This is a genomic window from Heyndrickxia acidiproducens DSM 23148, from assembly GCF_000374345.1.
GTDB classification, from domain to species: Bacteria; Bacillota; Bacilli; order Bacillales; family Bacillaceae_C; genus Weizmannia; species Weizmannia acidiproducens.
On record NZ_KB893990.1, the window covers coordinates 51,431 to 65,752 of the forward strand.

The following is a 14,322-nucleotide window of genomic DNA, read 5'->3' on the forward strand; positions in this document are numbered from 1 at the left end:
TTTCTTCTATTCTAAAAAACAAGGGCATTTGCGCCTGCCAGCCGGCGCAAAGATAACGGCCTCTAAAATTGATTCAGCTTATGGACGTGGCGGTTTAATTCTATCAGTAAAGACCGCCGTGTAAAAATTCCGGCAAAAAATCCTTCATCATCTTCCACACATAAAAAATTATGATCGACAAGCAGCTGCAGTGCTTTCTCAAAATGGTCATGGATGAAAAGCTTTGGTATATCCTGATTCATGACCGCTTCCACTTTAATTTCACTCAGTTTTTCAAATTCAATCCGTTCCAACCCGAGTATTGAGTCTGTAATCATAGCCGAACTGATTAACCCGTGCAGCCTGTATTGCGGATCAAGTACCGGCACTGCGGAGTAGCCGCTTTTTGTCAGTACCAGAAGCGCATGTTCCAAATTATTGCCAATCTGCACATGTGCAACTTTTTCGGATTGGATCATAAAATCAACAATTTTAGGTTCCAAAAATTCATGGCTCTGTAAAGAAATCATCGTGTAAAAAATCCCCTTTTCAAATAAATTTAAAAGGCGTAAATACCTTAAAGAGGAGAATTTCAAATCGATTCCATGTTTGCCGTTATGATGCATGATTATTTTAACATAAATAAGAAAGAATGCCGAAAGAAAAGAATGTGGTTTCAAAACCGGAACACCGGTTAAAGCCATAATAAAAAGGCCATATTCATGGCCTTTTAAGCGTTCGCACCTTCCTGGACGATATCAAAAATTTCAATTGCTGCAATATCAAGATCATCAAATTGATATTTATTGGAATGTTTCTTGTCATCATACACTTCGAGTTCGAATGTATTGGTTGCCGGGAAGAATTTCACCTGGCAAAGCGTTTTGCCATTTACTTCAAAATGCCGTTGCTGTACTTCACCTGTATCTGTTGCTTCTTGCATCGCCTGCAGTCTTTGAATAATTCCTAATAGTTGAGACATATTGATCTCCTTTCAACTAAGCAAAATAGCCGTCCTCTTCTCAAACAGCCTTCTCTTTAAATCATCCCTCATCATTCTTTCAAATCATGATCCCGATTGAATGACTATCCCATTCGAATTGTACAGTAATTTCAGGACTTAGGAAAGGGACTCTCGACAAATTCTTTGTTTTTTTCTGTTGGCACCGGTTTCTTTCTATATTGCCCAAAATCCGGCTTGCCATTGCTCTGTTTTTAAAAGATGTAAAGCCGGCCATTTATCCCATTCATTGCATTTTTCAACACTTTCCGGCATGAATCGATCCCATTTACCGGTTTCTTCTGCCCCAGCCCTGCATTTTTCCAATCCACCCCGCTGCCGGTTTTCATCAAAAAAACCCTGCAAAGCTGCAGGGAAGATCGCTTATGAAAATGGGTTTGGCAGCACCTCTTTCGGCACCGCAATCCGGACGGTGACAAGCGGGTTAACAATTTGGCAGATTTCCAATCCGCATGTTGCGCTTAACAGCCTGTATGCATCATTAAAAGATAAATGGTGAAACATTGCGAGCCGTTCAACTGCTGTTTTCATCCCTTTTTTTGCAGCTGCTTCGATGCTTTTTCCACTTGCGATGATATACCAGGTGCTGCTTGTTTCAACCACCGGGGTGCGAATGGGACTGTTCCCCGCTTGCTTTGTGGCGCACAAAGTGACAAGCCCGCCGATTTCGACGCCGGAACCGTCCAATTCGCCATCGCCCATGGAAGCGTGAAGATCGCCGAGTGCAAGCAGTCCGCCGTCATGAAAAACAGGCAAATACAGTTTGGAACCAATCGTGATCCATTTTGTGTCCATGTTGCCGCCGTGGTCTCCGGGGGTTTCGCAAAGCACGGCACCCTCAGCCGGGGCAACCCCGATGACACCAATCATCGGCCGCGTTGGCAGCTGGAGGCGGCTGTTAAACCATATCTTACCGTCCCGGACCTGAACAATCCGTGTATCGGTCTTTTTCACCTCTTCCCCCAGCGCGCCCATGCCAGGATAAAGGACCATAACCCCGGTTTCATTGAATTGGATATCCTGAATTTCAACGCAGAGCGTATCCCCTTTTTGAAGGCCTTCGATGTAAATGGGCCCTGTTGCCGGATTTATAAAAGGGATGTCCACTTCTGTGCGAAGCTGGCGCGGATCAGTAATTTTGCCGCCGTAACAGTCATACGTCTCCACTCTAAAGGGTTCATCCAAACCGACGCTGTAAGCCGGGTTATGTTCAGCTGAAAAGCGGGTAATGAATTTTTCTTTTTGCAATCTTTGCATTTTTCTCCTCCTAAGCCGGCACGTTCAGCCATTAAAAAGGATGTTGGTTCAGCCACTGGCCGCCATCCATGGCAATCACTTCACCGTTAATATAGGCCGCATGGGGCGAGAAAAGAAAATACGCAAGTTCGGCGATTTCTTCAGGTGTCCCAAGCCTGCCGAGCGGTACGCTTTCCAATGTTCTTTTCGCCGCCTCTTCTGATTCCCAAAGTTTGCCTGCGCCCCCCGTCCGCTCAATCGGCCCGGGGGCAATGGCGTTGACACGGATCCCGTATTTTTTGCCCCACTCGACTGCCAATGTCCTGGTCAGGGAAAGCACCCCCGCTTTGGCCGCCGCAGAATGTACAACGCCTGCCCCCGCTCCCCATGCGTAAGTTGCCACCATATTCATCATACTCCCTTTTATCTTTTTGTCTATCCAATAATGCCCAACCGCGCTGGAGCAGTAAAATGTGCCGTTTAAGACAATATTAATGACTGCATTCCAACCATTAACCGACAGCTTTTCGGCCGGGCAAATAAAGTTTCCGGCTGCATTATTCACCAGAAAATCGATCGTGCCAAACCGGCTGTCAACATCGCTGACCATTCTCTGCACATCTTCCGGTTTTCTAACATCCATTTGCACCGTGAAGACGTCTTCAGTAAATTCCAGCAGTTTCTTTTCGGCGCGTGCCAATTTCTCTTCATCTCTCCCCGTGATGGCAACTTTTGCGCCTGAAGCTGCGAATTTCAGCGCCATATGCATTCCCATCCCGCTTGATCCTCCGGTAATGATCACCACTTTATCTTCCATCATTTTCCCTCCCGCAGTGAATGAACAGCCATTCAATTTTAATATAAAAAAATTCTTCTAAAACCGGCGCTGACCGGATTCAGGAGAAAATAGCATCCGTTGTTAAAACTGCGCAATACCGGCTGTTCTGTATACAGCTTGCGGTACGTGCACGAAAAACGGTTATAGATCAAACAAATCTTTTAAACTAAGAATCTTTCTTTAATTTCAGCAATGATTCATGCATCTTCGATAGTGAACGAATCATCGTTTTTTTTCGGTTATAACCTTTGACAACGACCGTAATCCCGTTATACTCCGTGAATACCTGGCCCCAGGAGCGGTCATGAAAAAAACCGTAAACAAAAATTTTAATATAACCTTTCTCTGTAGGTATGAAAATCATATCCATCCGGTCGCTCATCTCGGCTCGCTCCTCTCCTGATCAGCAATTGCAAAGACCTCCAGGTGCGGGAAAACACCCTGCCCCGCCGGAACACCATTATGCGCTTTTTGCAAATGCCCTTAAGAAATCGTTTTTGTATTGGTATATATTATACAATACACTGTACCATTAGTATAAAGAAAAGAAAATGTTTTTTTTGCAGTTTCGGGGGACTTTTTTCAAGAAGCCCGCTAAAGCTGGGGGCCGGATACATCCCTGCCGGCTTTAGAACAAAAAATGTTTTTCAACCTCTTCTGCTGTGATCGGGCGGCTGAAAAAGTATCCCTGTGCTTTTTGGCAGCGGACAGATTGTAAAAACTGCACTTGCTCTTTTTCTTCAACCCCTTCCGCAATCACTTCGAGGCCTAAATGATGGGCCAAATGAATAATTGTTTTCGTAATCGCAACATCTTTCGGACTGATTTGCAATTCGCGCACGAATGATTGGTCAATTTTAAGTATATCAATCGGGAATTTTTTAATATAGTTCAGGGATGAATAGCCTGTTCCAAAGTCATCAACCGCGATTGTAAGGCCCATTTCTTTTAATTTACGGAGAACAGCCAGTATCTTTCCCCTATCTTCCATAGCACTTTCCGTGATTTCAATTTCAAGAACGGCCGGCGGCAACTGGTATTTTTTCAGGGTTTGCCCGATGATAGCTGGCAGGTTCGGATCTTGAAACTGTCTGGGTGAAATATTGACCGCCACCTTGATATCAGACCGGCCCTTTTTCCGCCATTCGGCAATCTGCGCACATACCTGATTGATAATCCATTCCCCTATTGGAATAATCAGGCCTGTTTCTTCTGCAAGCGGGATAAATTTTAACGGGGGAACATTTCCGAATTTCGGGTTCTGCCATCTTAACAACGCCTCAAAACTTTTGATTCGGCCCGTATTTAAGTGCACTTGTGCCTGGTAATGGATTGACAATTCATTTTTCTCTATTGCCCTTCTTAAATGGGCTTCCATTAAAATATAGTTTTGAAAATCCCGTTCCATTCGTTGACTGTAAAAGCGGAAATGTCCTTTCCCGCTTTCTTTCACATTAAACAGCGCTGTATCCGCATGCTTAATTAAAGTTTCTTCATCGCTTCCGTCATCCGGATAAACGCTGATGCCAATGGATGGCGTCAGAAAATAATCTTCACGGCCAATCCTGAACGGTTCGTAAAATGCTGATAGAATACGGGCCGCATCTTGTTCGGCTTGCGGCCTGGAACAGTTGGCAGACAGCACAATAAATTCGTCGCCGCCCTGGCGGTAAACTTTATAATCTGTTAACGGAAGCTGTTCAAGCCTTCGCGCCGTGCGTTTTAATATTTCATCCCCGACATGCTGCCCGAGAATATCATTAAAGTATTTAAAACGGTCCAGATCGATATATAGAACAGCGAACTGCGATTGCAACGCTTTTGCTTCCTCAATTTTCTGTTTCAAATGTTCCATCAGCGCATGCCGGTTCCACAGTCCGGTTAAAGGTTCATGCATCGATAAATGCGGCTGTGACTCAAAATCAGCCGACAGGTTTCCGGACAGCAGGCAGACGCCGGTTACATCTCTCGTAATGGCAATCATCCATTGTATTTTGTGATCACCGCCGCGTATGCCGGACAGCTGTGTGTGGTAAATGAACAGGCGGCCGCTGCTCATTTGTTTATGTATAAAGTTTACCGGGGCGCCGCTTTCCAAAACGGCTTTGCAGGAGTTTTCAAATTGGCGGGCTGTTTCTTGAGGCAGTGCTTCATGAATGAACCGGCCCGTTTCAATTTTCCCCGCGCCCGTTTCATTGACAAATATAAATCTGAATGCCGGTCCCTGTTCGATCTGTATCACGCTTACAATATCGGCAAGCTGATGCAGCGATTCCCGGTAAAATAGCCTATCCAATTGATCAATGGGGTACTTTTCCTGATCCGTTGGTTTCTCCCTGTTCATAAAATCATCCTTTTCTCCCGAATAAGCAGGGAACAGTTTAACTGTGAAAGAGGTAAATACCAAACTCCCTGTATTTCTTTTATCGGTCAAATTCTGCTTTGTTTTACAAGAAAACGATGAAAAGAAATCGAACAATAACATTTTGATTAAAAAAGAAAAACCGGATATACGGGCGCACTAAAAAGGAAAGCGCCAGGCTTCATCAAGCCTGGCGCTGACCAACCTTTTTAAATTTGTTCCCTCCTTGTTCCTGCCTGCTGCCCGGTTTTGTTTAGGATAAACGGCCACCAATTTGCATTGCCCAGTGTTTTGACAATCACCGGAATGAGAAGCGGAAGAATGACAAAAGCGTAGAGCAGCAGCCCTGAAAGCGTCAATACTGCAATTTGCAGCAGGGACAGCACACCGGACGGCATCATCGCCGCAAACGTGCCAGATAAAATAATGGCAGCTGAAATGATGACAGTCCCCATATTTTTCATGGCCAAAAGAATCGCCTCGGTGACGGGCAGGCTGCGATTTTCATTGAATCGTTCCATCAGGAAAATCGAGTAATCAATGCCGAGTGCAATTAGAATGACAAAACCGAAAAACGGCACCGCCCAGCTGATGCCGGAGTAGCCGGCGATATCTACAAAAACGAACCCGGTCAAAGCGACTGATGTATAATAGGCCAACAACAAGGAGGCAAGCAAGTACAGCGGCATGATCAGCGACCGCAGGAAAATCATCAGTACAACGGCAATACCGGCCATCATAAACGTCACTGTCCGGGCATAATCCGCTTTCGACATTTCCTGTAAGTCATGGTTCATACTTGTAACACCGCCGATCCCAACATGGGCATTTTCCAACTTTGTTCCTTTCGTTGAACTTTTGACCGCCTTTTGGATATCATCAACGGAACCCATGGCAGCATTTGAATAAGGGTTCTGGTTAAGCGTAATTTGAAACACTACCATTTTTCCGTCTTTTGAAATGTAGCGGTCAAGCGCATTTTGGTAATCCCTGCCGGCCAGAAGTTCATCCGGGATATAGACGCCCGACTGCTGCAGGCTCGTTTCATCCGACAAATCATTCAAATAGGAACCGGCATCATAAAGCCCGGCCTCAATTTTTCCCAATCCTTCTGAATAAAAATCACCGTAATGACTTCCGTTTTTTTCAGTCCTGTCTGTGAACTGTCCGCCACATCCTCATTAATCAGGCGGTTTCCTGTCATCATCGCCTGTACGCCCGGCGTTTTGATTTCCTTGTTTAACTGCGTGCGTACCGTTTTAAAAGAACGCTGTCCGGGATCCACTTTCAAAACGGCCATCACCGTTTTCCCATCTTTGGATATAAGCTGGCTTTTTAACAACGGCTGCTTGAAAGGGCTGGTGACTGTTTGGATGGACAGTTGCTGTTTACGGTTTTCAAGGCGGCCGATTGTTGCTTTGATGCGGTCCATATATGTATCTGTGAGCCGGCTTTCGCGATGGAAAACAAGGATCACATTCGTGCCGCCTGTGCCTGCAGCGGAATGCCGGCTTTTTATTTCATTCGCCAATGACGACGCATAACCTTCGGGAACGTTAATCTGCCCTTTTTCCCGCACGAGCGGTTCCATCGCCGGCGCTTTCCAGGCGAATAGAATGCCCGCTGTGATCCATAATAATAGAATAACCCACTTGAATTGTACAACACGCTTCATGCAAAGGATTCCCCCTCTTTCAATTTCTGCAGCCGCTAGGCATGTAAAATAATTGGGATATTATCTCCTGCTGTCTTTCCAAACCCTGTTTTAAGTAGTATAATTAACGAAAAAGTATAATTATTCGCCAATGAAAGGAGTTCTATATTTGAATTCGTATAAGTTTACTCCATTAAAGCCTACAACTCAAAACCTCTCTTATGCTATTTTCACGGTGAATCGCCATGCGAAAACCGCTACAAACCCGAAATTCTTATACTTATTAAAGAAAAAAGCAATTGAGAAAATGATCCATGAAGGCAAAGCGCTGAAAGTCGGGTTGCATTTTTCGGAACATCCAAAGTACAGCCAGCAGCAGTCAGACGTTTTGGTTCGCTGCGGCGACTACACCTTTCATATTCCGCCATCCAAAACCGATTTCAAACAGCTCCCTCATCTTGGCAAACTTGATCACTCATCCAGAAACCCGAAATGCCGTATGTCGCTTAGCCAGGCAAAACAATTGCTGCAGGATTATACCGGGCTGAAGGAAGACCATAACCCCCGCCAAAACCGCGGTTTAAACAAGAAAAACAACAAGCCTGTCTTTAAAAAATTGGGAGATTCTTTTTTTTAAATAAGCGATGGATGCCGTTTCAATAGACCAGACCCCCCTCACCGTATGAGGGGGGCTTTTCTTTTTACAAAGCTTTTTCATCTACCGCAAGAATTAAACGGTTAATTTCCGGCTTGCTGATCTGTGCGTCCGCACCGACCGATTCGCCTTTATGCCGCAAGCTGTCCGTAATGAGAGATGAAAAAATGATAACCGGCAGGACTTTTAAGGCAACGTCTTCTTTGATTTTTTTCGTAAGATGGTGCCCGTCCATCTGCGGCATTTCAATATCCGTAATCACCATCTGCACTTCATCAGCAATATTTTTGCCTTCCTGTACGAAACCGGCAAGATAATCGTAAGCCTCTTTCCCATTCTCAAAAAAGACCGTTTGCACATATCCCGCTTCAGATAAAGTATCATGCAGCAGACCCCTCAGCAGTGCGGAATCTTCCGCCAGCACAATCCGTTTGCTGCTGCGTTCCCTTTTCCCTAATTTTTTTACATCTTCAACCCTGATGCTTGTTTCCGGATTGATTTCTGCAATCATTCTTTCATAATCCAGCATCAGGATCATGCCGCTGTCTTGCTTGACAACGCCGACAATGTGTGAAGCTTTTCCCGTATACATATCGGAAGGTTTTTCAATCCTGTCCCAGGAAAAACGGTGGATTTGTGTGACATTATCCACATGGAACACCACTTTTTGCTGATTGAATTCCGACACTATAAATTTATCATTTTCAGGATTTTCCTGAGGCGGAAGACCGAGCACTTTGCGCATATTGACAACCGGCAGGACTTCCCCGCGCAGCTGTATGAGTCCCTCTATGTAAGGATGGGCATGCGGAATCACCGTGACCGGCGCCGGCATGATGATCTCCTTGACCTTGATTACATTGATGCCGTATTTGTTTTCCCCAATATGAAACTCGACTACTTCAAGTTCGTTTGTTCCACTTTCCAGTAAAATACCTTGCTCCATATTCATGTAATTGCCCCCTCTCACCTATTTTTAAATTATAGCATGAAAAAAATCCTTCCAGGTATAGTTGTAAAGCTTTTATATTTTTCTTTTTTTAAAAGTATATGTTCACCATCGCCGTTTTCCGTGTGTCCATGGTAAGATAATAATATCAATCCATGCCGACCTCCGATGGAAAAACCGCGGTATTGGATGTTTGAAGGAGGAAAAGTCAATCTTGGAACACTTAATCAATGAACACGTACGCGGAATTGAAATCTCCGGGATCCGCAAATTTGCTAACATGGTTGCCGGAATTGAAGATATGGTTTCTTTCACCCTTGGCCAGCCGGATTTTCCGACACCGGGGCATGTGAAGCAGGCAGGAATTCGTGCAATTGAGGAGAACGCCACCGCTTATACCCATAATGCCGGCGACCTTTCTTTAAGACAGGCAGCAGCCAAATTTGTAAAGACAAAATACAGCCTTGACTATGATCCGGAATCAGAAGTGATTGTAACGATCGGCGCCAGTGAAGCGATTGATATTACTCTGCGGACGATTCTCGCACCCGGTACAGAAGTACTGCTTCCGGGCCCGGTTTATCCGGGGTACGAGCCGCTCATCCGTCTGTGCGGCGCCAAACCGGTCCATATTGATACGCGGCAGTCGCAATTCAAAATGACGGCCGGACTCATTAACAATGCCCTGACGGAAAAAACACGTTGCATCATTTTACCGTACCCGTCCAACCCGACCGGCGTTACCCTTTCAAAAGCAGAATTAAAAGAAATTGCCGATTTATTGCGCGGCAGGGATATCTTTATACTGGCAGATGAAATTTACAGCGAACTGGCCTATGACCACCCCCATGTTTCAATCGCCTCTTTTTTGCGCGAGCAGACAATTGTCATTAACGGCGTCTCCAAATCGCATTCTATGACAGGCTGGCGCATCGGCTTTGTGTTCGCTCCTGTTTGGCTGGCAAAGCAAATCTTAAAAGTGCACCAGTACAATGTTACCTGCGCTTCTTCCGTCTCCCAAAGGGCCGCCCTCGAAGCCCTGACAACAGGGATAAACGATGCCGGAGCCATGAGAAAAGAATACAAAAAAAGGCGGGCATTTGTATGCAGCAGGCTGGAAGAAATCGGGCTGCAATATGTGAAACCGGACGGGGCTTTTTATTTCTTTGTACAGCTGCCGGAGTCCTGCACGCTATCATCTTTTGATTTTGCAGTTGCCCTGGCGGAAAAAAATAAGGTCGCCGTTGTGCCGGGGAGCGCATTTTCCAAATACGGCGAGGGCTATTTCCGGATGTCTTATGCCTGCAGCATGGATAACCTGGAAAAAGGGCTTTCGCGTATGCAAAACTTTATCAAGAAAAAAAGCTGATGGTTTCCGCCACCAGCTTTTTTCTTATTCCATATAATATTTGATTAAAGCCTGTGTACCGCTATTTTCTTCGCCTTTTTCCGCGAGGGCATCGTACAATTTTTTGCTGAGCGCAAGCCCCGGCAGCTCCAGGCCCATTTTTTCCGCCTCATCAAGCGCGATTTTCATATCTTTAATAAAATGTTTGATAAAAAAGCCCGGCGAATAATCTTCTGAAAGCATTCTCGGTACCAAATTAGACAGCGACCAGCTGCCGGCAGCGCCCGCACTGATTGATTTCAGTACCTTTTCAGGGTCAAGGCCGGCTTTTTGCGCATATACAACCGCTTCCGTGACCCCGATCATATTCGAAGCAATCGCAATCTGGTTACACATTTTAGTATGCTGCCCCGCTCCCGGGCCTCCTTGCAGAACGATATTCACCCCAAGGACAGAGAAAATCGGTTTCACAGCTTCAAAAACAGCAGCTTCACCGCCAGCCATAATGGTCAATGTCCCTTTTTGAGCGCCAATATCGCCGCCTGAGACGGGTGCATCGAGTGCGCTTAATTTCTTTGCCTTGGCTGCCTCGTATATTTTCTTTGCCAGTGTCGGGGTTGAGGTGGTCATGTCAATAAGGATTGCCCCCTCATGTGCTGCATTTAAAAGCCCCTGCGCACCGAAATAGACTTCTTCGACATCGTAAGGATAACCGACCATCGTTAAAATGATATCGGCTTCCCCGGCAACAGCCTGCGGTGAAGCGCACCATTTGGCCCCTTGTTCAAGCAGCGGATTTGCCTTCTCTTTTGTGCGATTGTACACGAAAAGTGTATGGCCTGCCTGAAGCAAATTCTGTGCCATACTCCTGCCCATTACGCCTAACCCGATAAATCCGATTTTTTCCATCTTTGAACCTCCATTCCCAATTTTTTTAAAGCCGTAAAAAAGGAGCCTGTTCAAAGGACAAGGCTCAAAGTCAAATGGGGGTATAAGAAAGAAAACAATCTTATGCGCTTATTTTCTTTATACCCGCCATGGATAAGTTTTAAACCAATTGCCCGTTAAATGGATTTTATTTTCCCGCCATCAACTAAAAAGCTGCTTCCGGTAACATAAGAATTTGCTTCAGAGGCGAGGAAAGTTACAAATTTGCCGAACTCTTCCGGTTTTCCGTACCTGCCAAGCGGAATGGATTGCAGCTCATGTTCCTGCACCTCTTCCATTGATTTTCCTGTTTTTTCAGCTTTGATTTTATCGAGATGGACGATTCGGTCTGTTGCAATCCTGCCGGGTCCGACCGTATTCACCAAAATATTGTAAGGGGCCAGTTCTTCAGCGAGCGATTTCGATAAGCCGACAATACCTGTTCTGAACGTATTAGATAAAATCAAGCCCGGGATTGGTTCTTTGATGGAAGAAGAAGCGATATTAATCAGCCTGCCGCCATTCCTCTTTAAAAGCGGCAAGGCCTCCCGAATGATCCGTATGTAAGAAAGCAAGTTCAGTTCAAATGATTTTTGCCAATCCTCATCGCTCATATCTTCAAAATTTCCTGCCGGCGGGCCGCCCGCGTTGTTCACTAAAATATCGAGTCTTCCAAAAGCGTCCTTTGCTTTTTGGACCATGGCCCTGATGTCTTCCATTTTGGTAATGTCAGCCGTCACATATTCCACTTTTCCTTTTCCAAGCGCAAGCAGTTCTTCTTTTACAGATTGGAGTTTCTCCCCGTTTCTGCTTGCAATCACAACATTGGCGCCTTCCCGCACAAGCTGTTCGGCTACCGCCTTCCCAAGCCCCTGGCTGGATGCCGCAACAAGCGCCGTTTTTCCAGTTAAGCCTAAATCCATAAAAATCCCTCCCGCATGAAATATTTTAACAACCTGAGTTCAAGCCTGTCTCCATTATAAACGATTTGTTTTTAAACATGCATGGATGAAAACCCACAAGATAAAGTGAAACTTCCATCAGTGGGGGTTTTTCTACATCCCCCACTGATGGTTAGTTGAACCAATCGGACCTTTACGGGCAGTTTGATCTCCCACCTATCTTCTTCGTATTCTGATTCTTGAGATGGGAGTCTTACTGCCCGTTAAGTGTGGGATAATCGAGTAGGAGGGGGTGATTAACCCCCGACCTCTCACACCACCGTACGTACGGTTCCGTATACGGCGGTTCAACCAAATAAATGACGCTTCTTACAATACTTTTCATACAGGCTTTTCAGCCCTTGGTGACTCCAGTACGAGTTGCCAAGGGTTTTGTGTAGTATTGGGCTGTTAGAAATCCTCCAATATGCTTTTCTTGAGTTTCCCCATTCATATGCCTTATAGTGAGGTACTCCTAATCGAATGAGATTTCTAATCTTAGTTTTCGTTTTCTTCCATTGTTTCCACATGATCATCCGAAGCCTTCTTCTGATCCACGCATCTAACCTTTGGAAAACGCTGGGGGTGTCGGCAAGCGCAAAATATCCGCACCAACCCACTAAGTATTGATTGAGCTTCTGAATTCGTATTTTCATCGGCATTGCTTTTGATCTGCCAGTGATTTTCCGGATTCTCTGCTTCATCTTCTTGATGCTTTTGCGGGCTATTCGGACTTTCGGTTCTTTGTTTGCCGTAAAACTGAACCCTAGATAATCTCTTTTCCAAGGACGATCGAAGGCTGTTTTCTCCCTGTTCACTTTTAATAGTAATTTGCTTTCAATGAACTTTGTTATTCCCTCCATAACCCTTTGTCCAGCTTTCCTGCTCTTGACATAGATGTTGCAGTCATCCGCGTATCTGACGAAACGCAAGTTTCTACGTTCTAACTCTTTGTCCAATTGATCTAACATAATGTTAGAAAGCAGGGGGCTAAGGGGTCCGCCTTGTGACGTTCCTTGTTCATTGGGTGATACAAGGCCGTTTTTCATGATGCCGGATTTCAGAAACTGGCGGATCAAATAAAGAACTCTGCCATCCCTTATCTTCTTACCGATAAGGTACATGAGTTTATCATGGTTGACTTTGTCGAAGAACTTTTCCAAGTCCATATCTATGACCCATCTGTGTCCTTCTTTAATATAGGATCTTGCTTTCCGGACAGCTTGGTGACCCCGTTTTCCAGGACGGAAACCATAGCTGTTTTCGGAGAAACCGGGGTCAAAGATTGGCATCAAGACTTGATTCAGTGCCTGCTGGATGAGCCGGTCCATCACGGTAGGGATTCCTAACTTCCGTTTGCCGCCGTTCGGTTTCGGGATTTCGACCCGACGGACTGGCTGCGGCTGATAGGTTCCCTTGAGCAGGGAAGTGCGGATTTCATGCCAATGTTCCATAATATACGGTCGTAATTTGGAAACCTGCATGCCATCTACACCATGGCTCCCTTTATTCTCTTCTACACGATGAAGTGCTTTCAGTAAGTTTTCACGTGATAAGACCTGTTCCATCCTCATTTATATTGCTCCTTGCGTGAGTTTTCTTTCTTTCAATAAACCTGTTCTGGCTCCACCCTCTTGAAGTCCCTCATGGAATTCACCACTACTTTCTTCAAGCAAGTCCCTTACGGATTGTCTGTGTCATTGCCATACAGAATTTCCAGACGAAAACTTCTCTTTGATTGTTCAGTCCTTCCAAAGTGGGTGCGACCCCCTTTGTACTATGACCTCTGCTGACTTCTGACTGTTCAGTAACCTATCGCTAGGTTAGTTGCCACTTTAGTCGGCGTATCAGTCAGACCTCCCTGGGTAAGACTGTCCTCTTTTCCTCCACCTATCTGCCTCATTTACTCTGTATCACCTTTGGCAGTACGGACTTTACTTTGTTTCGCAAGCTCATCCAATGATACCTAGCCTTATATGAGGTTCGTGTTCCTCAGACCGGAGGTTTGCCGCCCGCTTCCTTCAGATTCCGCATCACTGCGGACACCCTTGCGTTAGGCTATCGCTACTACTGCCTTCACGATTCGGGACTTTCACCCTATAGAGTGCAGCCATGCCAGGCGCAATCGAGTAGGAGGCTAATCATTATTTGATTAGCCGACCTCTCACACCACCGTGCGTACGGTTCCGTACACGGCGGTTCTAAAGTTTACGACCTTACAGACAGATAATAATCCAGAAAACTTATATACCTTGCTCTTCGGAAGAGTTCGTTTGTTAAGGTTCTGGTTAAGATATGGCTGCCGGCAATTCTCCAGTAGCCTTTTCTTGTGTTTGCCCATTCCCAAGCTTTACTTTTATTGATCCCTAATTTCTTGAGCCAATAAAATCTTGTGCGTACTCTCTTCCATCT

General features: G+C 45.4%; 13 protein-coding genes and 2 pseudogenes. 2 read left to right on the top strand and 13 right to left on the bottom strand.

Translation table 11 applies throughout. From position 1 onward, the window contains the following. Positions 1 to 62: 62 nt before the first annotated feature. From cbpB to C232_RS20240, 8 genes and pseudogenes are all read right to left on the bottom strand, one after another. Entirely contained in the window at positions 63 to 509 is a 447-nt protein-coding gene (gene cbpB / locus C232_RS0107685; RefSeq protein WP_026314525.1) for a cyclic-di-AMP-binding protein CbpB, read from the bottom strand. Positions 510 to 709: 200 nt separating this feature from the next. Beyond that, positions 710 to 961: a YkuJ family protein gene (locus tag C232_RS0107690; RefSeq protein ID WP_018662992.1), complete on the bottom strand. Its 252-nt coding sequence runs from the start codon at positions 959 to 961 to the stop codon at positions 710 to 712. Positions 962 to 1,363: 402 nt separating this feature from the next. Then, a complete protein-coding gene (locus C232_RS0107700; RefSeq protein WP_018662996.1) occupies positions 1,364 to 2,257 on the bottom strand; it encodes an acetamidase/formamidase family protein in 894 nt (297 codons plus the stop codon). 31 nt (positions 2,258 to 2,288) lie between these two features. Next, positions 2,289 to 3,053, bottom strand: a complete 765-nt coding sequence (fadH, locus tag C232_RS0107705) for a 2,4-dienoyl-CoA reductase (protein WP_018662999.1) — start codon at positions 3,051 to 3,053, stop codon at positions 2,289 to 2,291. Between the two features lie 187 nt (positions 3,054 to 3,240). Beyond that, positions 3,241 to 3,456, bottom strand: a complete 216-nt coding sequence (locus C232_RS0107710) for a hypothetical protein (RefSeq protein WP_018663001.1) — start codon at positions 3,454 to 3,456, stop codon at positions 3,241 to 3,243. Positions 3,457 to 3,702: 246 nt separating this feature from the next. After that, complete coding sequence (locus tag C232_RS0107715) at positions 3,703 to 5,418, bottom strand: EAL domain-containing protein (protein ID WP_018663003.1); 1,716 nt, start codon at positions 5,416 to 5,418, stop codon at positions 3,703 to 3,705. 227 nt (positions 5,419 to 5,645) lie between these two features. Beyond that, a pseudogene (locus C232_RS20235) lies at positions 5,646 to 6,560 on the bottom strand (MMPL family transporter); the annotation flags it as partial. After that, a complete protein-coding gene (locus tag C232_RS20240; protein ID WP_026314527.1) occupies positions 6,497 to 7,111 on the bottom strand; it encodes an MMPL family transporter in 615 nt (204 codons plus the stop codon). The pseudogene C232_RS20235 and the gene C232_RS20240, both read right to left, overlap by 64 nt. Before the next feature lie 148 nt (positions 7,112 to 7,259). Here C232_RS20240 and C232_RS0107735 point away from each other — a divergent pair, with 148 nt between their 5' ends. After that, complete coding sequence (locus C232_RS0107735; protein ID WP_018663007.1) at positions 7,260 to 7,727, top strand: YkyB family protein; 468 nt, start codon at positions 7,260 to 7,262, stop codon at positions 7,725 to 7,727. Positions 7,728 to 7,791: 64 nt separating this feature from the next. Here C232_RS0107735 and C232_RS0107740 read toward each other — a convergent pair whose 3' ends face one another. Then, positions 7,792 to 8,697: a chemotaxis protein gene (locus tag C232_RS0107740; RefSeq protein WP_018663008.1), complete on the bottom strand. Its 906-nt coding sequence runs from the start codon at positions 8,695 to 8,697 to the stop codon at positions 7,792 to 7,794. 211 nt (positions 8,698 to 8,908) lie between these two features. On the opposite strand from C232_RS0107740, the gene C232_RS0107745 reads away from it, so the two are divergent. Then, a complete protein-coding gene (locus tag C232_RS0107745; protein WP_018663010.1) occupies positions 8,909 to 10,063 on the top strand; it encodes an aminotransferase A in 1,155 nt (384 codons plus the stop codon). Between the two features lie 24 nt (positions 10,064 to 10,087). Here the strand turns inward: C232_RS0107745 and C232_RS0107750 are convergent, their stop codons facing one another. The 4 genes and pseudogenes from C232_RS0107750 to C232_RS19355 all read right to left on the bottom strand — a co-directional run. Beyond that, positions 10,088 to 10,951, bottom strand: coding sequence for an NAD(P)-dependent oxidoreductase (locus tag C232_RS0107750; protein WP_018663012.1), 864 nt, complete (start codon positions 10,949 to 10,951; stop codon positions 10,088 to 10,090). A gap of 155 nt (positions 10,952 to 11,106) precedes the next feature. Next, on the bottom strand, positions 11,107 to 11,892 hold the full coding sequence (locus C232_RS0107755) for an SDR family oxidoreductase (RefSeq protein ID WP_018663014.1): 786 nt from the start codon (positions 11,890 to 11,892) through the stop codon (positions 11,107 to 11,109). A 326-nt stretch (positions 11,893 to 12,218) separates the two neighbouring features. After that, positions 12,219 to 13,484, bottom strand: coding sequence for a group II intron reverse transcriptase/maturase (ltrA, locus tag C232_RS0107760; protein ID WP_018663015.1), 1,266 nt, complete (start codon positions 13,482 to 13,484; stop codon positions 12,219 to 12,221). 634 nt (positions 13,485 to 14,118) lie between these two features. Then, a pseudogene (locus C232_RS19355) lies at positions 14,119 to 14,322 on the bottom strand (group II intron reverse transcriptase/maturase); the annotation flags it as partial.

What these genes read in the sequence shown, in the direction of transcription:
- cbpB (WP_026314525.1), bottom strand. Translation starts at nt 509, where the DNA reads ATGATTTCTTTACAGAGCCATGAATTTTTGGAACCTAAAATTGTTGAT.
- C232_RS0107690 (WP_018662992.1), bottom strand. Translation starts at nt 961, where the DNA reads ATGTCTCAACTATTAGGAATTATTCAAAGACTGCAGGCGATGCAAGAA.
- C232_RS0107700 (WP_018662996.1), bottom strand. Translation starts at nt 2,257, where the DNA reads ATGCAAAGATTGCAAAAAGAAAAATTCATTACCCGCTTTTCAGCTGAA.
- fadH (WP_018662999.1), bottom strand. Translation starts at nt 3,053, where the DNA reads ATGGAAGATAAAGTGGTGATCATTACCGGAGGATCAAGCGGGATGGGA.
- C232_RS0107710 (WP_018663001.1), bottom strand. Translation starts at nt 3,456, where the DNA reads ATGAGCGACCGGATGGATATGATTTTCATACCTACAGAGAAAGGTTAT.
- C232_RS0107715 (WP_018663003.1), bottom strand. Translation starts at nt 5,418, where the DNA reads ATGAACAGGGAGAAACCAACGGATCAGGAAAAGTACCCCATTGATCAA.
- C232_RS20240 (WP_026314527.1), bottom strand. Translation starts at nt 7,111, where the DNA reads ATGAAGCGTGTTGTACAATTCAAGTGGGTTATTCTATTATTATGGATC.
- C232_RS0107740 (WP_018663008.1), bottom strand. Translation starts at nt 8,697, where the DNA reads ATGAATATGGAGCAAGGTATTTTACTGGAAAGTGGAACAAACGAACTT.
- C232_RS0107750 (WP_018663012.1), bottom strand. Translation starts at nt 10,951, where the DNA reads ATGGAAAAAATCGGATTTATCGGGTTAGGCGTAATGGGCAGGAGTATG.
- C232_RS0107755 (WP_018663014.1), bottom strand. Translation starts at nt 11,892, where the DNA reads ATGGATTTAGGCTTAACTGGAAAAACGGCGCTTGTTGCGGCATCCAGC.
- ltrA (WP_018663015.1), bottom strand. Translation starts at nt 13,484, where the DNA reads ATGAGGATGGAACAGGTCTTATCACGTGAAAACTTACTGAAAGCACTT.